At 37.4% G+C, this 22,742-nt stretch carries 19 protein-coding genes, 1 other RNA gene and 1 other annotated feature; of the genes, 4 read left to right on the top strand and 16 right to left on the bottom strand.

All coding sequences use genetic code 11. The annotated features are described in order from the left end of the window. Positions 1-21: 21 nt before the first annotated feature. Positions 22-972 (bottom strand): ABC transporter permease, encoded by a 951-nt coding sequence (locus tag ACFSFW_RS21180; protein WP_388041127.1) that lies wholly within the window; start codon positions 970-972, stop codon positions 22-24. Further along, positions 965-1,885 carry an ABC transporter ATP-binding protein gene (locus ACFSFW_RS21175; protein ID WP_388041125.1) on the bottom strand — a complete coding sequence of 307 codons (921 nt, stop codon included), beginning with the start codon at positions 1,883-1,885 and terminating at the stop codon, positions 965-967. The genes ACFSFW_RS21180 and ACFSFW_RS21175 overlap by 8 nt, the downstream gene beginning before the upstream one ends. 283 nt (positions 1,886-2,168) lie before the next feature. On the opposite strand from ACFSFW_RS21175, the gene ACFSFW_RS21170 reads away from it, so the two are divergent. Further along, positions 2,169-2,852, top strand: a complete 684-nt coding sequence (locus tag ACFSFW_RS21170) for an RsfA family transcriptional regulator (RefSeq protein WP_388041123.1) — start codon at positions 2,169-2,171, stop codon at positions 2,850-2,852. Between the two features lie 31 nt (positions 2,853-2,883). Here the strand turns inward: ACFSFW_RS21170 and ACFSFW_RS21165 are convergent, their stop codons facing one another. The 5 genes from ACFSFW_RS21165 to ACFSFW_RS21145 form a co-directional block, all read right to left on the bottom strand. Beyond that, positions 2,884-3,648 (bottom strand): tRNA threonylcarbamoyladenosine dehydratase, encoded by a 765-nt coding sequence (locus ACFSFW_RS21165; protein ID WP_099362023.1) that lies wholly within the window; start codon positions 3,646-3,648, stop codon positions 2,884-2,886. Between the two features lie 188 nt (positions 3,649-3,836). Continuing rightward, positions 3,837-4,030: non-coding RNA, 6S RNA (ssrS, locus tag ACFSFW_RS21160), on the bottom strand. 66 nt (positions 4,031-4,096) lie between these two features. Continuing rightward, entirely contained in the window at positions 4,097-5,866 is a 1,770-nt protein-coding gene (gene aspS, locus ACFSFW_RS21155) for an aspartate--tRNA ligase (RefSeq protein WP_388041120.1), read from the bottom strand. A gap of 11 nt (positions 5,867-5,877) precedes the next feature. Continuing rightward, positions 5,878-7,146 carry a histidine--tRNA ligase gene (gene hisS, locus ACFSFW_RS21150; RefSeq protein ID WP_388041117.1) on the bottom strand — a complete coding sequence of 423 codons (1,269 nt, stop codon included), beginning with the start codon at positions 7,144-7,146 and terminating at the stop codon, positions 5,878-5,880. Positions 7,147-7,237: 91 nt separating this feature from the next. Further along, positions 7,238-7,499 (bottom strand) — a binding site (T-box leader). A 103-nt stretch (positions 7,500-7,602) separates the two neighbouring features. Beyond that, entirely contained in the window at positions 7,603-7,779 is a 177-nt protein-coding gene (locus ACFSFW_RS21145; protein WP_010678249.1) for a hypothetical protein, read from the bottom strand. Positions 7,780-7,915: 136 nt separating this feature from the next. Here ACFSFW_RS21145 and ACFSFW_RS21140 point away from each other — a divergent pair, with 136 nt between their 5' ends. Next, positions 7,916-9,703: an N-acetylmuramoyl-L-alanine amidase family protein gene (locus ACFSFW_RS21140; RefSeq protein WP_388041114.1), complete on the top strand. Its 1,788-nt coding sequence runs from the start codon at positions 7,916-7,918 to the stop codon at positions 9,701-9,703. 47 nt (positions 9,704-9,750) lie between these two features. On the opposite strand, the gene dtd is transcribed toward ACFSFW_RS21140, so the two are convergent. The 7 genes from dtd to ACFSFW_RS21105 all read right to left on the bottom strand — a co-directional run bounded on the left by dtd (position 9,751) and on the right by ACFSFW_RS21105 (position 19,419). Continuing rightward, positions 9,751-10,191, bottom strand: coding sequence for a D-aminoacyl-tRNA deacylase (dtd, locus tag ACFSFW_RS21135; protein ID WP_304217479.1), 441 nt, complete (start codon positions 10,189-10,191; stop codon positions 9,751-9,753). A 13-nt stretch (positions 10,192-10,204) separates the two neighbouring features. Beyond that, on the bottom strand, positions 10,205-12,394 hold the full coding sequence (locus ACFSFW_RS21130; protein ID WP_304217482.1) for a RelA/SpoT family protein: 2,190 nt from the start codon (positions 12,392-12,394) through the stop codon (positions 10,205-10,207). Positions 12,395-12,621: 227 nt separating this feature from the next. Continuing rightward, on the bottom strand, positions 12,622-13,134 hold the full coding sequence (locus ACFSFW_RS21125; RefSeq protein WP_099362029.1) for an adenine phosphoribosyltransferase: 513 nt from the start codon (positions 13,132-13,134) through the stop codon (positions 12,622-12,624). Then, on the bottom strand, positions 13,134-15,488 hold the full coding sequence (gene recJ, locus ACFSFW_RS21120) for a single-stranded-DNA-specific exonuclease RecJ (RefSeq protein WP_304217488.1): 2,355 nt from the start codon (positions 15,486-15,488) through the stop codon (positions 13,134-13,136). The genes ACFSFW_RS21125 and recJ overlap by 1 nt, the downstream gene beginning before the upstream one ends. Before the next feature lie 86 nt (positions 15,489-15,574). Then, on the bottom strand, positions 15,575-16,471 hold the full coding sequence (locus ACFSFW_RS21115) for a cation diffusion facilitator family transporter (protein WP_304217491.1): 897 nt from the start codon (positions 16,469-16,471) through the stop codon (positions 15,575-15,577). Between the two features lie 137 nt (positions 16,472-16,608). Beyond that, a complete protein-coding gene (gene secDF / locus ACFSFW_RS21110; RefSeq protein WP_304217493.1) occupies positions 16,609-18,855 on the bottom strand; it encodes a protein translocase subunit SecDF in 2,247 nt (748 codons plus the stop codon). Between the two features lie 282 nt (positions 18,856-19,137). Continuing rightward, the gene (locus ACFSFW_RS21105; protein WP_304217772.1) at positions 19,138-19,419 is read right to left on the bottom strand and encodes a post-transcriptional regulator; all 282 of its coding nucleotides are present in this window, start codon (positions 19,417-19,419) and stop codon (positions 19,138-19,140) included. Positions 19,420-19,556: 137 nt separating this feature from the next. On the opposite strand from ACFSFW_RS21105, the gene spoVB reads away from it, so the two are divergent. Next, positions 19,557-21,119, top strand: coding sequence for a stage V sporulation protein B (gene spoVB, locus ACFSFW_RS21100; RefSeq protein ID WP_304217496.1), 1,563 nt, complete (start codon positions 19,557-19,559; stop codon positions 21,117-21,119). Between the two features lie 29 nt (positions 21,120-21,148). Here the strand turns inward: spoVB and ACFSFW_RS21095 are convergent, their stop codons facing one another. Further along, positions 21,149-21,814: a DUF421 domain-containing protein gene (locus tag ACFSFW_RS21095; RefSeq protein ID WP_304217499.1), complete on the bottom strand. Its 666-nt coding sequence runs from the start codon at positions 21,812-21,814 to the stop codon at positions 21,149-21,151. A gap of 208 nt (positions 21,815-22,022) precedes the next feature. Between ACFSFW_RS21095 and ACFSFW_RS21090 the strand changes: the two genes are divergently transcribed. Beyond that, a complete protein-coding gene (locus tag ACFSFW_RS21090) occupies positions 22,023-22,406 on the top strand; it encodes a TIGR04086 family membrane protein (RefSeq protein ID WP_304217501.1) in 384 nt (127 codons plus the stop codon). Positions 22,407-22,455: 49 nt separating this feature from the next. Here the strand turns inward: ACFSFW_RS21090 and yajC are convergent, their stop codons facing one another. Then, the gene (yajC, locus tag ACFSFW_RS21085) at positions 22,456-22,716 is read right to left on the bottom strand and encodes a preprotein translocase subunit YajC (RefSeq protein ID WP_099352139.1); all 261 of its coding nucleotides are present in this window, start codon (positions 22,714-22,716) and stop codon (positions 22,456-22,458) included. Between the last annotated feature and the right edge of the window lie 26 nt (positions 22,717-22,742).

Genomic DNA, 22,742 nt, shown 5'->3' with positions numbered 1-22,742 from the left:
TATTTCTTCCCCCTGTTTTTATTAAGCAGCAACGTCACGTTTCGTAAAGACAAACCACGTTAGTGCATTGAATATAACAAAATAAATAATTAACATGATGACTGAAAATGCCATCGTCATTCCTTCGACTAGAACATATCCAGTTAGATATTGAGATAGATCTGTATTCGCGAATAGGATGTATTTTGCCCAATCAAACTTTGTTGCCAGAAGAGCTGTAACATTTACCCCTGCAAACATTAAAAAGATTGCTAAACCAATTGCTAGACCACTATTTCTAAAAATAGTAGAAATCATAAATGCGAATGTTGACATCATGATTAAATTAATTGATTTTAATCCGAAAATCCCGAGAATATGTGAAACCATATGAACCTCATGTACTGCACCATCTCTATAAACGAGGTGTGGTGTGGAGCCTCCGATACCAAAGAATATACTTCCTACTAAAAATGAAACTGCAAATAGTAAGACTAAAGAAAATAACGCAAACAAAATGGTAGCTAAATATTTTGACAGAAGAATCTTCGCTCTTGATACAGGTCGTATTAATAATAATTTAATGGTTCCCCATGTAAATTCAGAGGCAACACTACTAGCACCAACTACTATGGTAAACAATGTAATTAATGATACAATTTCCGCAGCAACCGTCATAAAGTTCCATGTAGACCTAGTTTCCATCGGAGCAATATCATGTTCGAGTCGATATTCATTAATCGTTAATTCTCTTTCTGAAATATCCTTTACCATGTCAGGTAAGTCTTCATTCGCTAAATCCGTCTTATACATTTCATTCTGTTGTTGTAAGTTTTGTTTCCATTGTTCATCAACAGAATCTGATGCTGTGGAATTCATTACAACTCCTACTACTACGGCTACAGCTATCAGTATTACAAGCATAATCCAAGTAGAAATGCGACGGTAAATTTTCATATTTTCATTTTGTATCAGTTTCACGATATTAGCCAATTCTGCTACCTCCTGTTACTTCTAAGAATCGGTCCTCTAGTGATTTGGAAAGTTGTGTGATTCCAAATACCTGAATCTCATTTTTTACAAGACTAGCATTTATTTGCGGAATCATCTCATGTTCAATGTTGAGTTCAATTCCCTTTTCGGTTTGAATCATTTCAAGTGCCGGGTATTCCGCTGATAGAATAGATCGTGTTTTGTCTACATCACCCACTTGGAAATGGACTCTAATGCTTGTTTCTTCATTCATAAATTCAGTGACTTTTTGTACACCCACTAATCTACCATCTTGTATAATTCCGATTCGATCACACATCATTTCCATTTCAGAGAGCAAGTGACTGGAAACAATTACGGCTAATCCTTCTTCCCTAGCAAGCTTTCGTATATAATCACGAACTTCACGAATTCCAGCAGGATCTAGACCATTTGTTGGTTCGTCTAGAATCAAAATCGAAGGGCTGTGCAATAATGCTTGAGCAATACCTAAGCGCTGCCGCATTCCTAAGGAATAGGTTTTAACTTTCTCATTGATTCTTTTTTCAAGGCCAACAAGCTTTGTTACCTCAAGAATTCTTTCTTTTGTTACACCGTTTACCATCCGTGCATAGTGAACTAGATTTTGATATCCCGTTAAAAACTTATACATTTCCGGGTTTTCAACAATGCCGCCAATATGCCTTACAGCTTCTTCAAAATTCTTGGCAACATTTGTTCCTTTTATCATAACTTCACCATCAGTGATGGACATAAGCCCTACAAGCATTCGAATCGTAGTCGTTTTACCAGCACCGTTGGGCCCTAAAAAGCCGAACACTTCACCTGGATATACATCAAAGGAAATTCCCTTAATGATTTCTTTTTTACCAATTGTCTTTTTTACATTTTTCAATTGTAAAACTGGTTGCACATTGTTTCCCCCTATCAGTTTGTGAGATTCACTCGTGTAGAATCTCGTTCGCCGTTTTCCGGATTATGCGACAATACTACTTACGTATTATAGATGAAAAAGTTCCCATTTTTTTAGGTTATGAGAGAAATTAACAATACTTTTACATTGCAAATGCAGTATTGTACTCCTTATGTTGTAATTTCTTTTTTGATAAAACTACTAATGTATAAAACAAATATAACGTGGTCATGCTAGATATAAAGAAAAAATCTATTATTTTAAGTAATTGGGAGTTGGTTATATGAAAGTAAGACAAGACGCATGGTCACATGAAGATGATTTACTATTAGCTGAAACAGTATTACGCTACATACGTGAGGGCGGAACTCAATTGGCTGCTTTTGACGAAGTAGGCGATAAATTAAACCGTACTTCAGCGGCATGTGGGTTTAGATGGAATGCAGAAGTCCGTAATAATTATGAACAAGCAATTGCTATTGCAAAAAAGCAGCGTAAAGAAAGAAAACGAGCATTAGAAAGAATGAACAAGGATAAAGGAACAACTCAAGAAAAAACAGTAAGTCACGATTCATTTGTAGAAGAAACTCCTGTACCTGTTTATATCGAAGAGGTTTCTGCAGAATTAATCCCATCATCAAATTCAATTACTAATTCAATCACGCTTGAAGATTGTATTACATTCTTATCTTCATTACGTCACAATGATCTTCTTTCGAATCAGTTGGAGATGGAGAATAATCGTTTACGTCGTGAAAATGAATCATTGAAGCAACAAACTAAAGAGCTTGAAAAGAGACTTGATAAGTTATCTGACCAACAGACTATCATTCAAGAAGACTACCAAGCACTTGTACAAATTATGGACCGTGCAAGACGCTTAGTGATGTTTGAAGATACAGAGGACCGTAACTCCCCGACATTTCGAATGGATAAAAACGGGAATCTTGAGCAATTAGCAAAATAAATAAAACGTGGCCAACGAGGCCACGTTTTATTTATTGGTCCTTAACTCTAGTTATTTTGATGTCCTTTAGCAATTCACGAACAACATAGCTTGCCATTATTAGTCCACACGCAGATGGTACAAACGCATTTGAGGATGGAGGCATTTTTGCTTTACGGATTTTAGCATTCTCATCGGTGATTTCCTTACGAACATCTTCACGAATAACGATCGGGCTTTCATCTGAGAATACAACAGGAATCCCTTTGCGAATTCCTTCTTTTCTTAGTTTTGTACGAATAACCTTGGCAATTGGATCGGTATGAGTTTTTGAAATATCTGCAATCATAAAACGAGTTGGATCCATCTTATTTGCAGCACCCATGCTTGAGATGATTGGAATATTACGTTGCAAACATTCCTTCATAAGATGAATTTTATACATAATCGTATCTGATGCATCAACAACAAAGTCTAGGTTATAGCTAAAAAATTCTTCATAAGTTTCTTCCGTATAAAACATTTTAAGCGCGATTACTTCACATTCAGGATTAATATCTGCAATACGTTCCTTCATTACGTCAACTTTTGACTGACCAATTGTAGAAAGTAAAGCAGGTAACTGACGGTTAATATTTGTAATATCCACATTGTCCTTATCAACGAGGATTAAACGTCCAACACCAGAGCGTGCTAGCGCCTCTACTGAGAAAGAACCAACGCCACCCACTCCTAGGACAGCTACTGTACTGTCTTTAAGGATATCTACCCCGCGCTTGCCTACTGCTAGTTCATTACGTGAAAATTGGTGTAACATATCTTCAACTCCATTGGGTATCAAATTCAATGTCATATTTTTTTATTTTTACCAGAACTAGAATATAACATACTTTCGACACATTTCAAGTATTTCTATGTGAATTTATGTATTTAATACAGAAAAACATTAAAAACCCCCTGTTTACACAATGTAAACAGAGGGTTGTTCTTGTATAAAGTATCCTTAGAAGTCCCAATCGTGCCGTCGATGCCTTAGTTTTGAACCCGCTCACCGCAGGTGGGCACCCTGTTTCGACTTTTGTAAGTCCTCTTTTCAAGTAAAAGATGAGGCATTTACGCAAGTACGAAAACTCCGGGCTCCCGTATAATCTATTGTTCGGTCAAAACAATAGGTTATACGACAAACACATCAGGACTCCTAACTTTATGAATATACTAACACACGAAATTCGTCTTTACAAGTTGACCAAAAAGGGTTTTGTTCGCTATTTTCGAACATTTAACGACAAATACAAGTCATTTAATTGCGCTTTGCTAACTTCACCAGGAGCGTCTGTTAAAAGATCACTTGCACTTGCAGTTTTAGGGAATGCAATGGTATCACGTAAGTTTGTTCTACCTGCTAGAAGCATGACTAGTCGGTCTAAACCTAGTGCAATACCACCATGTGGTGGTGTACCGTATTCAAATGCTTCTAATAGGAATCCGAACTGTTCTCTTGCTTCCTCATCTGTAAATCCTAAAACATTGAACATTTTTTCTTGGATATCACGTTCGAAAATACGGAGTGAACCTCCACCTAATTCATACCCATTTAATACAAGGTCATATGCCTGTGCCTTAACTTCCCATGGTTTGCTTTCTAGAAGCTCAATATCCGCTCTAGCTGGCATCGTAAATGGATGGTGAGCTGCGTAATAACGACCATCTTCCTCATCAAATTCTAATAGTGGCCAGTCTGTTACCCAAAGGAAATTAAACTTAGATACATCGATTAAATCAAGCTCTTTTCCAAGTTTTAAGCGTAGTGCTCCAAGTGCATCTGCAACTACATTTGGTTTATCTGCTACAAAGAATAGCAAGTCTCCCGCTGTAGCCTCTAATACTGCTCTTAATGCTTTTTGCTCTTCTGCATCAAAGAACTTTGCAATTGGACCTTTTAACTCATCTTCTTCAACCTTTAACCATGCAAGCCCTTTTGCACCGTAACGATTTACATATTCAGTAAGGCCGTCAATGTCTTTACGAGTATATTTATCTGCAGCACCTTTTGCATTGATTGCTTTTACCTGCCCACCAGTCGCTACTGCATTACTGAATACTTTAAATCCGCTATCCTTCACAACTTCAGAAAGATTAATTAATTCCATTTCAAAGCGTGTATCAGGTTTGTCTGAGCCATAACGGTTCATTGCATCTTCATATGTTAATCGAGGCAATGGAAGTTCGATGTCCATTCCTTTTACGTCCTTCATTAATTTCTTCATCATTTGCTCTGTCATAGCAATGATGTCCTCTTGACTCATGAAAGAAGTTTCAATATCTATTTGTGTAAATTCTGGCTGTCTGTCTGCACGTAAGTCTTCGTCTCTAAAACAACGTGCAATCTGATAATAACGATCAAATCCACCCACCATCAATAGTTGTTTGAAAATTTGTGGTGATTGTGGAAGTGCGTAAAACTCACCTGGGTGGACACGGCTTGGTACAAGATAATCACGGGCACCCTCTGGTGTACTCTTTGTTAAAATAGGTGTTTCGATATCTAAGAATCCCTTGCCATCTAGATACTCGCGAATGGATTTTGTAACATTGTGACGCATTTGGAACGTTTCAAACATAGCCGGTCTACGAAGATCCAAATAACGATATTTCAAACGTAAATCTTCTGAAACCTCTGAACGATCTTCAATCATAAATGGAGGTGTTTTTGCTTCATTTATGATAGTAATATCAGAAACCTTGATTTCGATCTTTCCAGTTGTGATATTATTGTTTATTGTTGCTTCATCACGAGCTACAACGATACCTTCTACGCTTAGTACATATTCATTTCTAACCGTTTCAGCAATTTCTAATGCATCCTTAGATTCTTCAGGGTTGAATACGATTTGAACAATTCCGCTTCTGTCTCTTAGGTCAATAAAAATAAGTCCACCTAGGTCTCTGCGTCTTTGCACCCAGCCCTTTAATGTTACTTTTTCGCCAATTGCTTGTTCGGTTATTTCACCACAATAATACGTTCTTCCAGACATGTTTCCCACTCCTAATGACTTTTTTCAAGTATATATGATATAAATTCCTCAAGTTGGACTTCTTCTTGATGACCAGACTCCATGTTTTTCACGTTAATAACTTTTCTTTCTAATTCTTCATCGCCTAAAATAGCGACAAATTTAGCTTGTAATCTGTCAGCTGCTTTAAATTGGCCTTTTACTTTTTTATTTAAATAGTCCTTTTCTGCAACTAATCCAGCTTTCCTAAGTTCATTAACGAGGAACACAGATTTAGCTGATGCTGCCTCACCGATTGCAGCAACATAGCAATCAACTCTCTCTTCAACTGGTAGTTCAATACTTTCTGCATTCAGAGCGGCTAAAAGTCTTTCAATACTTAAAGCAAAACCGATACCTGGCGTTTCGGGTCCACCAAGGCTTTCCACTAATCCATTGTAGCGTCCTCCACCACAAAGTGTCGTAATGGCTCCAAAGCCCTCTGCATCACTCATGATCTCAAATGCAGTGTGGTTATAGTAATCCAACCCTCTTACAAGTCCGGAATCAACTTCGAAATCAATTCCTAAATCGGTTAAGTAGGACTTTACCTTATTGAAATATTCACTTGATTCGTCATTTAAATATTCCAAAATCGATGGTGCCGTGTGCATTAATTCATGGTCCCTGTCCTTTTTACAATCAAGGATACGCATTGGATTTTTCTCAAGTCTAGAATTACAGTCTGAGCAAAACTCTTCAATTCTAGGTGAAAAATGTGCGATTAGGGCATCGCGGTGTGCACTTCTACTAGATTTATCACCAAGGCTATTAATGACAAGTTTTAACTTTTTCAATCCCAATGATTTGTAGATTTCCATCGCAAGGGCGATCACTTCTGCATCGATACTTGCATCATTGCTCCCTAATGCCTCAACACCAAATTGGACAAACTGACGGAACCGACCTGCTTGTGGTCGTTCATAACGGAACATAGGGCCACAGTAATAAAGCTTAGTTGGTTGTGATGGGTTACCAAACATTTTGTTTTCTACATATGAGCGAACAACAGCTGCAGTGCCTTCAGGTCGAAGGGTTAGACTTCGTTCCCCACGATCTTCAAAGGTGTACATTTCCTTTGTCACGATGTCAGTGGTTTCCCCTACACTTCGTAAGAAAAGTTCTGTGTGTTCAAATATTGGTGTCCGTATTTCCTTATAATTAAATCTTTTGCATATATCTCGAGCGATCTCCTCGATATATTGCCATTTTTCCACATTACCTGGAAGGATGTCTTGCGTTCCTCTAGGGATATTAACCATTTATTTACTCCTCCTTACTCAAAGAAAAGATATGTATTTACACATCTGGGATAACAAACAAAACAAAAAAGCTCCCATCCCTACAATTTCTTGTAGGGACGAGAGCTTATAGTCCCGTGGTGCCACCCTAGTTAAAACTTCGATGAACTCAACAATAGTTGGTCGTTTAGAAGTTTTCACTCGATCAGTTAACGCCTGAAACGTTCAACTCCTAGTAGAGCAAATTGCTTTTTCAGAGAGAAACCTAAGAGGTGTTCGTTCAATAAGTCATCATGTAGGAATGCTTGCAGCCTATGACATTCCCTCTCTATTCATGTGTAGTCCTATTTACTTTTCCCCATCACTGGTTCAGATTATCATATTTTTTGTAGAATTTTATATTATCATACGTATGAACTCGGTTCATGTCAAGTTTATGAATCGATTTTTTTATTTTTTTATAACAAAAAGGTTATTTTAGGAACGATGTAATTGCTTTTTTAAATTCCGTACGTCTTTAACTGAAACACCAAATTCACTAGCTAATTCCACATAGGTTGAAGATTGTTCCTTCTGAATAAAATCGTGGAAATCAACCCCGAATAGATTTCCTCCAGTATTTTGAACATTGTTACTTTTTTCGCTAAATCTCATCCTTTTCGCCCCTTTTTCGTGGTAAGATATTACGTATCATTCCCTTTTTTAAGAATTTATTTCTTTTAAACAGGAATTTTTTTATTTTTAGCGAATCTTTATAAAGCTATGCTTTTTAACTCAAGGAGGCTTTTACGTGTTACACAAGATTTTAAAAATAGGACTAGCGTTCCTACTCGCGATTATTTTTTCAGTTACAACCAACCCGGGAAATCTTACAAAAGCTGAACAAGTCGCAATTATTGACACCACTGTACTTAACGTGAGAGATGGCCCTGGACTCTCCTACTCAAGGACTGCACAGGTCAAACAAGGAGAGAAATTCACAATAATCGAAAGAAAAAATGATTGGGTTAAGCTACAGCTTTCTGCTGGAAAAACCGGTTGGGTTGCTTCTTGGCTTATTAAAGAAACACAGACTACTTCTACCCAAACTGGTACTTCGTCCACCGTTGTTTCAACTGTAGATGGGCTTAGATTTCGCAGCGGTCCTGGAACAGGCTTCCAAGTAATCGGGTCGTTAAACAAAGGAAATGAAGCTGGGTTTATTGAAGCAAATGATAATTGGTCAAAAATATCGTATAAAGGAAATATTGGTTGGGTTTCCTCACAATTTTTAAAAACGAAGCAACCATCTGGTCCTACAACTTCAACACCAAATTCAAATTCTGGTACATCTAAGAAAACAGCAACTGTTACTGCTTCAATCTTAAATGTACGCGATCAACCTAATTTGCAAGGAAGAATTGTAGGGAAGTTAAAACAAAATGCTACTGTTACGATTACAAATGAAAGAGAAAGTTGGTTAGAAATTAAATTCGGCAGTAGCTCTGGTTGGATACATAGAGATTTTGTAGCAGGCATTTCTTCAACAGAAGAAAAACCAACTCAACCTGCTGCACCACCACAAAGTCCGACAAATCAAGGGAAAATCGGTAAAGTTACGGCTTCTAGCTTAAATGTACGAGATAGTGGTTCCCTTTCTGGAAGAGTTATTGGCAGTTTGAAGCAGGGGAATAAAGTCACTATTCAAGAAGAAGTAAATAATTGGAGCCATATTACTTTGCCAAATGGTAGTAAAGGATGGGTTGCTAGTTGGTATCTTGACGTTCAGTTGGATACACCAAGTGAAACCCCAAACAAAGCAGAATCAACTGTAAAGATCCTTTACAACGGGACAAATATTCGTTCTGGCTCGTCTACTTCAACTTCAGTAGTTGCGCGTGCGAATGAAGGCGATTCGTTTGCAATGGTAGCAAAGGAAGGTGACTGGTATAAAATCAACCTTCCGGGGAATAAAATTGGATATGTTGCCGGTTGGCTTGTTTCTGTTAGTGGAACAGACCAAATTGTAGAACGACCTGGTGTTAGTGTTAATCACTATTTAAAGGGAAAAACTATTGTGATTGATCCTGGTCATGGCGGGAATGATAGTGGAGCTATTGGAGTAAGTGGTACTTATGAGAAAACTCTAAACTTACGTACAGCAAGAATGGTCTTTGATAAATTAAGTGCATCAGGTGCAAATGTAGTTCTGACACGCAATAGCGATAATTATGTCAGTCTCCGCTCAAGAGTGAGTATTTCACATTATCGAAGTGCCGATGCTTTTGTAAGTATCCATTATGATAGCATTTATGACCGAAATGTTCGTGGTGTTACATCCTATTATTATAAAAATATCGATGTTGGACTCGCTTCTAACATTCAAACAGAGATAGTCAAGAATACAGGTTTTAAAAACAGAGAACACCGCCTAGGTAATTATCAGGTGTTACGTGAAAACCGTAACCCTTCTGTTCTATTAGAATTAGGATTTCTTAGTAATCCGACTGAAGAATATACGGTTAACACAAATACGTTCCAGGAAAATGTTTCAAACGGAGTCTATTACGGACTTGCTCAATATTTTAAGGGAAAATAAAATCCTAACAAAAATGCCTCAAAAGCAAATCGCTTTTGAGGCATTTATTATTTACTCTCGATTATTAAGGTAACTGGTCCAACATTTGTAAATTGAACATCCATCATTGCTCCAAATGAACCTGTTTCAACATGTACACCTTTTTCGCGGATTTCCGCATTAAAAAGGTCATACATTTTTTCCGCAAATTCGGGTTTAGCAGCGTCCATAAAGTTTGGTCGCCTTCCTTTTCGGCAATCCCCGTATAACGTAAATTGAGATACTGAAAGAATATCTCCTTTAACATCAAGCAGTGACTGATTCATTTTCCCTTCATCATCTTCAAAAATACGAAGGTTCACAATCTTGTCTGCTACATATTTAATATCTTCCGATGTATCGGAATGTGTAATTCCGACTAGAAGCATTAAACCATTTTTGATGGCTCCGACTTCTTCATTTTGAACAATAACACGTGCGTCTTTTGCACGTTGTACAACAACTTTCATGACAACATATCCCCTAACTCATGACACGTCGAACTGAATAAATATCACGAATTTGCTTAATCCGTTCTACAACTTTATGAAGATGACTTACATTTTGTATGGATATAGACATATTGATTGTGGCTACTTTATTTCGGTCGGATCTTCCAGAAACAGATGAGATATTCGTCTTTGTTTCATTTACAGCTTGAAGAACCTCATTTAATAATCCACGACGATCAAATCCATTTATCTCAATTTCAACATTAAATTCTTTACGATCATTTAGATTACTTTCCCATTCAACCTCAATCAGTCTCTGCTGCGCATCCTCGGTATGAACATTCTGGCAGTCTGCGCGATGTACGGATACACCTCTACCTTTTGTTATGAATCCAACAATTTCATCCCCTGGTACTGGATTACAGCATTTTGACAAGCGGATTAGTAAATTATCAATTCCTTGAACCTGTACGCCCGAATCGCGTCTTTTCGAACGAGATGATACTTGTTTGACTTCTGATACCGTTTCAATAACTTGTTCTAGGTCGCGCTGCTTTCTCAGTTTATCAGTCAAACGATTTGCTATTTGGGCTGCCGTAATGCCGTTATACCCAATCGCTGCATACATATCATCTTCATTTGAAAAATTAAATTTCTCAGCAACTCTTTTAATATTATCAGGTGTTAAAATATCCTTCACTTCAAATTCAAGATTGCGAATTTCTTTTTCAACAAGCTCTTTCCCTTTTTCAATATTTTCTTCACGGCGCTGCTTTTTGAAGAACTGACGAATTTTATTTTTCGCTTGGGATGTTTGGGCGAGCTTAATCCAGTCCTGGCTTGGCCCATAGGAATGCTTCGAAGTTAGTATCTCAATGATATCCCCTGTTTTCAATTGATAATCCAAGGTCACCATTTTACCATTTATTTTGGCACCGATCGTTTTATTACCGATTTCCGAGTGAATGCGATATGCAAAATCAATTGGAACAGAACCAGTTGGTAATTCTATAACATCGCCTTTTGGTGTAAAGACGAAAACCATGTCAGAAAACAAATCAATCTTTAAGGATTCCATAAATTCTTCAGCATTTGACGCATCATTTTGCCACTCTAAAATTTCACGGAACCATGTTAATTTTTCTTCAAACGATGATTGTGTGTTAACCTGTTTACCCTCTTTATATGCCCAATGCGCTGCAATCCCGAATTCGGCAATTTGGTGCATCTCAACTGTTCGAATTTGGACCTCAAGTGGGTCACCCTTCGGACCAATCACTGTAGTGTGTAAGGATTGATACATATTTGGCTTAGGCATTGCAATATAATCTTTGAATCTTCCTGGCATTGGCTTCCAACAAGTATGGATGATTCCTAAGACTGCATAACAATCTTTAATGCTATTTACGACGATTCGAACGGCAAGTAGATCATAAATTTCATTAAATTGTTTATTTTGAAGAACCATTTTCCTATAAATGCTATAGATATGTTTTGGTCGACCAGAAATATCAGCTTTGATCGAAACCTCATCAACATGTTCTTTTACATCATTAATGACTTCCTCAAGATACTCCTCACGTTCCGCTCGTTTCTTTTTCATCAGGTTGACAATCCGGTAGTATTGCTGTGGATTTAAATATCGTAAGGCTGTATCTTCAAGCTCCCATTTAATTTTAGATATCCCAAGTCGATGTGCTAATGGAGCAAAAATTTCAAGCGTCTCATTGGAAATCCTACGCTGCTTTTCTGGTGGGAGATGCTTTAAAGTACGCATGTTGTGCAAACGGTCTGCTAGCTTGATTAAAATAACACGAATGTCCTGAGCCATTGCAACAAACATTTTACGATGATTTTCAGCCTGTTGTTCTTCCTGAGATTTGTATTTAATTTTTCCTAGTTTTGTGACTCCATCGACAAGCATTGCTACTTCTGGAGTAAATGCATCACTAATTTCTTGAAGCGTTACATTCGTGTCTTCCACTACATCATGTAGAAAACCACCCGCAATTGTTGAAGGATCCATCTCAAGATCAACTAAAATACCTGCCACTTGAACGGGGTGGATGATGTACGGTTCACCAGATTTGCGAAACTGCTCCCGATGAGCTTCCTCTGCAAATTTATACGCTCGTTCAATAAACTCGAGATCGTTATTATTCAAATATTTTTTTGCCTTTTCTATCACTTGCTCAGGAGTTAAGACCTGTTCGTTTGCCATGGATTTTATCACCTTTTTATAAATTGAAGATTCAAGATATCCTCTTAAATCATTTTTAAAATATAGAATTAAAAAGATTATTGTTTCTATTATCTTGAAAATCTTGAAAGATGTAAAGGGAAATAACATAAATATCGCCTAATAAGTCTAAAAATTCGTTACCTAAGGGTTATAGAAGGGAATCTATTAAAAAAAGCACTCAAATCTGAGCGCTTTTCATTTATACCTTAATACTGCATAAGTGTTAATACATCATAACCTTCAAGCTTGTCACGACCATCTAGGTACGTGAGTTCGATAAGGAATGCAATTCCTGCAACAATACCACCAAGCTGTTCTACAAGATTAATTGTAGCTTCAATTGTTCCACCAGTAGCTAGTAAGTCATCTGTGATTAATACACGTTGGCCCGGTTTAATTGCATCTTTATGAATTGTTAATACATCTTTACCGTACTCAAGACCATAATCCACTTTAATCACATCTCTTGGTAGTTTTCCTTCTTTTCTAACAGGAGCAAAGCCTACACCATGTGAGTATGCGACTGGACAACCAATAATAAAGCCACGAGCCTCTGGTCCAACAACAAGGTCAATTTCTTTTTCCCTAGCATATTTCACGATTTGGTCTGTAGCATATTTATACGCTTCACCGTCATTCATTAAAGGAGTAATATCCTTAAATTTAATCCCTGGCTTTGGATAATCGTCAACTATTTCAATATACTTTTTTAAATCCATTACTTAATTGCCTCCTCAAGCGAATGCGAACCTTTATTTATTGCATCAAACCATTGCTTTAATTGTTGATATGATGAATACAATAATTGCTTTTCCAATTCAATTCGTTTTGCTTTTAATTGGTATGTTCTCGATTCAGTCAAATCCCTTTTCTTAGCTTGATTTGATAATGAAATAAATCCATTGTCTATTTTAACAAAATCTAATTCAAAAAACACCTGTGACATAAAATCAATTGTTTCCGTTGACCATCCTCTATATTTTGCTAACTCATGCGCATAGCGATTCATATCAAACGGACCTTTTTTTGCCAGAAATGCATAAAACCATTTAAAATGCTCTCGAGTCGGGATTGTGCTGAAAAAATGATCCTGCTCATGAAAAAATAATGTGTAAATCCGATTTGGAAAACTAGTATCAAATAGTACTTTTATCATTTCATCTTCTTCTGGCAAGTCAAGAAGCACAACATGCCTTGATTCGAGTTGTAGCTCTGTTGCCTCTTCAAACGAAGAAATTACCGTTACGTCGCGATTAGATAGACGAAGTTTTTGAACAGTTTCCTGAGCAAAGGAAACTAATTTGAGTTTATCATCTTTAATTTTTTCTAAGTAGGATAAGAAATCACGCATTCCACGAATATCAAATAATTGCCACTCATGAACAGCTATATCCTGTAACATCATTTGTGGCTTCCTATTATTATTCCATTCATTAATAGATAATTCACCGATAACGGAAACCTTCGATAAAGGTGAGATTCCGTCAACAGCATGTCCTAATCCAAAGCCAACTCCGTCTAAAGCTATTTGGTCTTCCTGAAGGACAATTTTCAAATGACTTTGATCAGACCCAATTCTTCGAAGCGAATTGATTTCAACATCATTGATTTGCACAGTGGGTTTTGGATTTCCCATTCCAAATGGTGCTAATTTATTCAACTCTAGAATTGTTTCGATCGAAACATCCTGTATACGGCAAACAGCATCTACAGTTGTGATAGGTTGAAAGTCTTCTGGGGTTAAGACCTCATTTGCAATTGTATTAAGGCGATTTCTTAAGTCTGCCACATCTTCCACTTTTAGTGTCATTCCGGCTGCCATTGGATGTCCACCAAAATGCGGTAAAATATCACGACATGTTGATAGACTTTCATATAGATTAAAGCCTTCAATACTTCTTGCTGAGCCTTTTGCCAGACCTTTTTCAGAATTAATGCTTAAGACAATTGTTGGCCGATAGAAGCGGTCAACTAATCTAGAAGCAACAATCCCAATCACACCAGGGTTCCAGCCTTCCCTTGCAATGACTAATACTGAATTTGAAGAAGGTGGAAAATTCTCCTCTACCTCTTGAATGGCTTCTTGAGTCATTTGATTGACTAATTGCTGCCTTTCTTTGTTCAGTTCATCGATTTCATCGGCAATATATGCTGCTTCTTCTAAATCGTTTGTCAATAATAAATCAACTGCAGGATCTGCAGATTGCAATCGACCTACTGCATTTATTCGTGGACCGATTGCAAATCCAACTGTTTCTTCAGATATATCATTGGATTCGATCTTTGCTTTTTTTAATAATGCTCTTAAACCTGGCCGCTTTGTATTTTGTAACGCCCTTATTCCCTTTTTTGCAAGGAGTCGATTTTCCCCAGTTAAAGGAACTAAATCGGCAATTGTTCCAATAACGGCTACATCTAATAGATCTGTAGGGACTTCTCCTCGTAAAGCATGAGCTACTTTAAAAGCAACCCCAACTCCTGCCAATTCCTTAAACGGATACTGGCTATTCGGCTTTCTCGGATGGATAATCGCTGTTGCAACGGGTAACTCGGGACCGACCTCGTGGTGATCCGTAATGATTAAGTCAATGCCTAATTCTTTTGCAACCTCTGCTTCATGAAGCGCAGAAATACCTGTATCTACAGTAATAATAAGTGAGATTCCTTCCGATTTTGCCCAACGAAAAGCTGTTTCATTTGGGCCATAACCTTCCGTAAATCGATTTGGAATATAAAATTCAACATTTGCACCTTTTTCTTTTAATGCAGTAACCATTACGGTCGTACTGCTCACACCGTCCGCATCATAGTCACCAAAAACTAAAATCTGTTCCTCATTTTTAATGGCCGTATTAATTCGGTCAATGGCCGTATCCATTTGGTCCAGTAAAAATGGATCGTGGAACTCAAGTAAATCTGGTTCTAAAAATTCACGTGCTTCCTGGACAGTTGTAAGTCCTCTATTCACTAGTAGGGATGCTACTAGAGGTGTAACTTGCAGTTCTTTAACTAGTAGATTAGCGTTTGTCTGGTTGTAATCATTTACTTTCCAACGAGTTTTAGATTGTAACAAAAGTTTCACCCCTTAACCATACTATTATACCGAAGCTTTGGGCCTGTTACAACGATTGATATTCTTCATTTAATAGGTTCTAATTTTCAGTCATCATCAGAGTATGGATTGATATGGATAAAAACATTATGTACCTCTGCATATTCCATCAGTTTTGCTTTTACCTTTTTCCCAACCTTATGTCCATCTTCAACAGTCATGTAGGGGTCGACAGAAATTTTCAAATCTACAATAACATAATGTCCATGCTCACGAGCATGAAGTTCCGTAATTTTTTTCACTTCCGGAACGGACAGTACCAATTCTCTAAATTCAGTTGTATCTTCATCATGTAACACATGATCTAATGTATTGTGTATTGCTTCCGTACCAAATTCCCAGGCCATTTTTACAATTAAAACAGCAACAACTAACCCCGCAACCGGGTCAGCATAAACAAGCCAGTCAATTCCTAAATAGCCTCCAAGAATAGCCCCAACTATCCCCACAAGCGTAGCAATGGAAGCAAAGACATCAGAACGGTCATCATATGCATTAATGATAAGTGCATCGCTCTTAATTTTTTTTCCGAGATGATATTTATATCGAAACATGATTTCTTTAATGATGATGGAGAATAAGACAGCATAAATAGCCATCGTCTTTGGAACAGCGATAGGCTTAAAAAATGCCTCAATTGATGCTTTTCCGATTTCAAATCCGACTAGTGCTAGTAATACAGCAACAATGATGGCCGAAACAGACTCAGCTTTACCATGACCATATGGATGATCTTCATCTGGTGGTCTTTTTGCTGCGCGGACTCCAACGAAAACTGCGATAGACCCTGCCACATCTGAAGCCGAATGGACCGCGTCTGCAATAAGCGCGCGACTATTGGATTGTACCCCAATCACCCATTTAATAATAGCTAAAATGATATTCCCCACTACACCGATAATAATGGCTTTTTCTGCTTGTTTGAAACGATCGTTCTCCTTCAAAAAAAACTCATCCTCCCCATGTAAGTTTGAGAACAAAAATGCGCTTTTTTCTTTTGCGCATACGCATGCTTTTTAGTGTATCCAAATTCATAGAGAAAATAAAAAGTCGTGAAAAATCACGACTTTTAACTGTTATATTATACCTGCGGTTCTGATTCTGACTGTGCTGGACGTTTTTTTGTAAGTTGCTTTGTCTTCCATATTAACCATAGCTGTGCTGCAATGAAGATAGATGAATACATACCAGCAACTAAACCAATTGTTAAGGCGAAAGAGAAATTGGTAATAGCCTGTCCACCTAATAATAATAATGCAACACTTGTGAAGATAACGGTTATAGCCGTATTAACGGAACGCCCTAATGTTTGTCTTAATCCATTATTTACAATACTTGCAAGATCTTCATATGTTTTAACACGCTTTTTCTTCTTATAAAGTTCACGGATTCTATCAAACGTTACAATTGTATCATTAATAGAATAACCAATAATAGTTAATATAGCAGCGATAAATGTTACATCTACTTCAAGTCGTGTAACACTAAAGATTACAATCATAAAGAGAGCATCGTGGAAAAGCGCAACAATTGCAGCAAGCCCCATTAACCACTCAAAGCGGAATGCAACATAGATAATAATACCAGCCATCGCAATTAAACTTGCGATAAAAGCGTTTCTAGCTAATTCTTTTCCGACTGTTGGAGAGACCGTGCTAACGTTAGGGTCTGCCCCGTACAGGTCATGGAAATGAGCTTTAACCTCATTTACTTTATCCTTTGATAGCTCATCAGCAAAACGAGCAACACCAATGTCACTATTATCTCCTGATATCACGATTTCCTTGGCTTCTAGATCAAGCTTACTAAGTTCATCAGTGAATTCTTCTTGAGAGATTGGATGGTCAGCAAGCACCTCCATACGGGTACCAGCAACAAAATCAATACCGAGATTAAGCCTAAAGATTGCCAATATTGCGATTCCCAAGATAACCATTATACCAGATGCCAAAAAGAATTTATTTTTATGTTTCGCAAAATCAAAACGGTCAAATCGAGTAGGATAATTTCCTTCCTCATCGGCATCAGCTAAGTTTCGGATGTCACTTTGTTTAACACCAAACCAGCTTGGTTTCTTATTTAAAAATTTGCTATTTACCCAAAGTCCAAGTAATAATCTGCTTCCATATACAGCAGTTATAAAGCTTAGCAAGATACTCACGATTAACATGGTTGCAAAGCCCTTTACAGCACTTGTCCCAAAAATAAATAGGACAACACCTGCTAAAAGAGTTGTAATATTTGCATCAAATATTGTTAGGAAGGAGTTTTTACTTCCTGAACGATACGCGGACAAAATAGATTTTCCGGACTTAATTTCTTCCTTAATTCTCTCGTAGGTGATAATATTCGCATCAACCGCCATACCTACCCCAAGGATTAAGGCTGCAATACCTGGTAAAGTTAGTACCGCATTCATCCAGTCAAATACAAGTATGTTTAAATAAACAAATATACTTAATGTAATTGCAGCAATGAGTCCTGGGAATCGGTAAAATATAAGCATAAATAATAGCACTAAGAAAATACCAATTGCCCCTGCGAAAACGGTTTTCTCTAAAGCTTGTTCACCAAACTTTGCTCCAACAGATGTGGAATAGATTTCTTCTAAATCTACAGGAAGTGCGCCTGCATTTAACAATGAAGCAAGTTCCTTAGCCGATTCAACCGTAAAGCTGCCTCCTTCTATTGAGACCGACTTTCTGTTGAATACTTCATTAACAGTTGCTGCAGAAAGGTACTTTGGATTTGGCTTCTTACTTTCAGCCTCAAATGAATCCACACCTTCTTCAAAGTCTAACCATATCACCATTAAATTGTTTGGAGCTTGGTCAAGAACTTTTTGTGTAGCGTTTTTTAGGTCATCTGAATTTTTAACGGTTAGAGAAACGGCTGGTTTTCCCATTTGATCGAATGCCTGACTAGCACCATTTTGCGCTAATTGGGAGCCGTCAAGTAAAACGTTATCGTTTACATCTCTGAAGGTTAGTTTAGCTTGTGTAGATAGGATGTCACGAACCTTTTGTTGGTCTTCAACACCCGCTAATTGCACACGAATGCGATCCTTACCTTCAATTTGAATATTTGGTTCATTTACCCCTAGTACGTTTACACGGTTATTTAAGGCATTTACCGTACTTACTAAGGCTTCCCTATCAATTACATCGCCTTTCTTAGCAGGTTGTACCTCATAAAGGATTTCAAAACCACCTTGAAGATCGAGTCCTAATTTAATATTTTTTGCGGTATCTGTACCGGTTACTCCGATTAAGGCACCAAAGAGAAGTACCAATACAAAAAACACCACGATGCGGCCTTTTTTAACCATAAGTATGTATATCCTCCTTTATATAAGAAAAGCGAAAGGTGCGCCTGCCAATCGGTGACAAATATAAGTCGAGCGCCGACAGAAGGCGCACTTTGCCTTCAAAAGCGATTGGCTTATGTCCTCGAGCCGATGGAGCCAAGAGCTAGACAATTCTATTCTAGTAAAAAAACTAGCCTGTCCTTTAAGCCCTCCATCACAATTATGAAACAATGCGATTTTGATGTCAATTACAGCTTTAGTGAATGTTATGCCACATCTAAAAAAAATTTATGGTTCTACGAATTACAGTAATTTTTCCAAAGCTTCTTTTCCTTCACCTTCAAACCAATTCGGCGCTTTAAAAGCTTCTACCGTTGCATAGTTCATATAATCTCCAACTTTTATTCCGAGAATATCACTGACAATTTGGTGCAACTGCTTTTCTTCTTTTTCTTTTCTCCATGTTTTATTTTTCATGAACCCCCACAGTTCTTCCTCTTTAACGCTGTCGTATCCATACAGTCCGAATTCTTCCAGCTTACTCTTTAAAAATGGACGAACTGTTTCACGATACTTGTCATACATGTGACTCTCTGATTGACCCACTCATCATCTCTCCCATTTTTCAACTAACTTACGATACTTGTCATGCTTGGCCACCTACTAAGCATATAGTTAATTGTAAATGATATCACCTTTTTTGAGAAGGTAGGGAAAATGAATTGTCAAAGCAAACATTCCTTAAAGGTACGTTAATTTTAATTATCGCAGGGCTCATTACAAGAATATTGGGATTTATTAATAGAATTGTTGTCGCACGGCTTATTGGTGAAGAAGGTGTGGGGCTCTATATGATGGCAATCCCTACATTTGTCCTCACTATCACATTAACTCAGATGGGACTCCCAGTGGCAATATCGAAATTAGTAGCAGAAGCAGAGGCTCAGGGTGATAAGAGAAAAATCAAAAAAATCTTGGTTGTTTCTCTATCCATTACTGGAATATTAAGTATTATCTTTACACCTATGATGATCTTTCTTGCACCCTTATTATCCGAGACGCTTCTTACGGATGAAAGAACGTATTATCCTTTATTAGCGATATCACCGATTGTCCCTATTGTGGCGATTTCATCTGTTCTCCGTGGCTATTTCCAAGGTCGTCAAAATATGAAGCCACCTGCCTATTCACAGGTAATTGAACAAGTCGTCAGAATTACCTTAGTATATGTGTTTACGAAGGCCTTTTTACCGATGGGGATTGAATACGCTGCAGCAGGTGCAATGCTCTCGGCCGTTGTTGGAGAATTAATGTCACTCATTTATTTATTCTTTATGTTCAAGCTGAAAAAACGGATTCGAATCCGGCAGAACTTTTTTAAATCGGCTAAGCACGGAAAAGAAACATTCAATGATTTGACACGAATTGCGGTTCCAACCTTAGGCAGTAGAATGATTGGGTCGATTTCTTGGTTTTTTGAACCGATTGTCGTTGCCCAAAGTTTAGCAATTGCCGGTGTCGTTACACATCTCGCGACAAGACAATACGGGGAGTTAACAGGTTTTGCATTACCACTACTTATGCTTCCATCGTTCATTACGACTTCACTTTCAACAGCACTTGTGCCTTCCATAAGTGAAGCAGCAGCAAAAAAGCAAACATTATTAATTGAATATCGCCTGAAACAGGCGTTACGATTATCACTTGTTTCAGGTGGGTTAGCAATCGTTGTTTTATATGTGTTTGCTTCCCCAGTAATGGAGCTGATGTATGGGAATAGTAATTCAGCCATTTATATAAAAGTAATGGCTCCGTTTTTTATCTTTTATTACTTCCAAGGTCCACTTCAAGCAACCTTGCAGGCTCTTGATTTAGCCAAAGCCGCAATGATCAATAGCTTTATCGGAAATTTTATAAAAACGGGCGCGATTTTTATTCTTGCAACAAGACCTTCCCTTGGGATTATGGGTGCAGCTCTTGCGATTGTCATTGGAATGATGCTTGTCACCTTGCTACATTTTTCGACGATTGTAAAAGTGATTTCTTATAGTTTTTATGTTAAGGATTATATAAAGAGTGGCATAACCATGGTTCTATCAGGCATAGGCGGTCATTACTTTTATCAATTCTGCTTAACCGATGGTTCCCTTGCTATAAGAACACTGGCAGCGATTGGTGTTACATCATTCATTTATGTTGTTCTATTATTTGCTTTTAAGCTTTTGACAAAAGAGGAAGTAAAGAGAATTCCTTTTATTGGACCAAAGCTAGCAACACTTTTGTAATGACTAAACCAAAAGGTAACCGACCACGGTTACCTTTTTTCATCCTTTATATCTACATGTAGTTTTCCGTGATGATAATTACAGATTGAAATTTTCTTAATATCACTATAACCTAACTTCTTCAACTCAGATCGGAGCCAAAATTCGGTCTTATTAATTTGTTTTAAATGATCCACTTGAATTTCTCCATCAAGAACGACTGGTAAATCAATTGTATAATCTGAGAAATCGGATGGTTGATTATTACTTTTTTCCAACACGGACAATTCTCCAGATGATTCAAGTATAGCAAATTCCACATCAGCTAAATTTTTTATGTTTTTTTCACGAAGCTGCATCATAAGATCATCGTGATTATAACGTTGATGCCTCATGGCATGTTCATCAACTTTACCCCTGTTCACAATCACTGTTGGACGTCCATCGATGAGTTCTCTAAGTTTTTTACTTTTTAACGACAGCAGGGCAAGTAAGTATTGAATCCCCATCAACAAAAGCATCGGTATGAGCGAATGGAGAATTGGATCTTTTGTACTCTCGATACCGATAACTGCCATCTCTGCAATCATCATAAAAACTACTAAATCGATAAGACTAAGTTCTCCAATTTCTCGTTTACCCATTAATCGAAAAATCGTTAACAGGATTATATAAAGAAAAATAGTCCTCCCCACAAGGATGAGGTATTCTCCCAACGAAAGCCCCCCTCTCTAATGGAATCTAATATAAGAAACACATACTGCAACTTAGTGTGCACAAATTCTCTTAAAACATAATTCGAATTTTTTCTACCTGAGTTTTAATGGACAAGAAAAGTTTGTACTTTTTATTCTAATTCCTTGTGATCGTGAATATGCTCGTACTAAGGGTTATTCGTATATATTTGAGGGGGAGAGAATCGATATGAGGAAAATGGGAGTTGCAATGGCTTATGGTGTGGTAGCAATTTTTTTAATTGTTATTGTATCTAGTTTACTTATCTCACTATTACTTCGATTTACTTCACTTCAGGAATCTTCAATGTCCTGGGTGATTTTAGGTGCTTCCTTCCTTGCTCTTTTCATCGGTGGTTTTGTTTCAGGTGGAAAAGGAAAGGAAAAAGGTTGGCTAATTGGTGGAGGCACAGGTATTTTATATTCTATCATTGTATTTATAGTTCAATTTTTAGGGTATGATGCTACTTTCACAGCGGAGCAAACAATGTATCATGTTGGGTTTTTAGCGGCTGCTGTAATTGGTGGAATTTTCGGGGTGAATATGACCACTCCATCAAGAAGAGATGCTTAATAGAAAAATAAAAAAAGAGCGCCCGAGACGCTCTTTTTTTTATGAAAAATTAGTCCTTGATGACATCACGTACTGCTTGTCTGTCATATGTAAGATTTGCATTTCCAGATTTAATAATAATCTTGTTTTCGTCGATTGCATCAACTGTTCCGTGTAAACCGCCTACAGTTACAACTTTATCCCCTTTTTGAAGGTTAGATTGCATATTAAGAGTAGCTTTTTGACGCTTTTGTTGTGGACGAATTAACAAGAAATAGAAAATCGCAAACATTAGAATCAACGGACCAACTGTTCCTAAAATACCTTCCATTCATTTCACCTCCCGACTCTATCTTT

It is taken from the genome of Ferdinandcohnia salidurans (assembly GCF_042680725.1).
Classification (GTDB): domain Bacteria; phylum Bacillota; class Bacilli; order Bacillales; family Bacillaceae_L; genus Ferdinandcohnia; species Ferdinandcohnia salidurans.
The sequence above is the reverse complement of the archived record's forward strand: the minus strand, read 5'-3'. Positions and strand labels throughout refer to the sequence as shown.